At 64.3% G+C, this 515-nt stretch carries 1 protein-coding gene; it reads left to right on the forward strand.

Annotation, left to right across the window (positions count from 1 at the left end; all coding sequences use genetic code 11):
- Window positions 1-515, forward strand: a 515-nt coding sequence (locus O7A60_RS31780; protein WP_337109592.1) for an FG-GAP repeat domain-containing protein, incomplete at both ends; no start/stop codon positions are given.

The raw sequence follows: 515 nt of genomic DNA on the forward strand, positions 1-515 counted from the left end.
CACCGTAGCAGGCGGGGCGCATTACTCAACCGTCCTCGCGGACCTGAACGGCGACGGCAAGCTGGATCTCGCGGTGTCGAATACGGACTCCGCCGATATGTCCGTGCTGCTCGGTAACGGCGACGGCACCTTCGGAGCTGCAACCAATTTCGCCGGAGGAGGAGGCATTGCGGTCGGCGACTTCAACGGCGATGGCAAGCTCGATCTAGCCACCGGCAACCAAAGCTCGAACGGTGTGGCGGTGCTCCTCGGCGACGGCCTTGGCGGCTTCGGCCCCGCAACGAATTTCGCGGTCGGAACAACTGCGTCTGGCATCCAGACGGCTGACCTCAACGGCGACGGCAATCTCGATCTGGCAGCAATTAATCCCAATGGTATCTCGGTGCTGCTCGGGAATGGCGACGGCACCTTCGCGGCGGCAGTAGATTTTGCGACAGGATCGCGGCCGTGGAGCGTCGCCATCGGCGACCTGGACGGCATCGGCGGCGCCGACCTGGCTGTCGCCAACTACGGCT

It is taken from the genome of Mesorhizobium salmacidum (SeqCode) (assembly GCF_037179605.1).
Taxonomy (GTDB): Bacteria; Pseudomonadota; Alphaproteobacteria; order Rhizobiales; family Rhizobiaceae; genus Mesorhizobium; species Mesorhizobium salmacidum.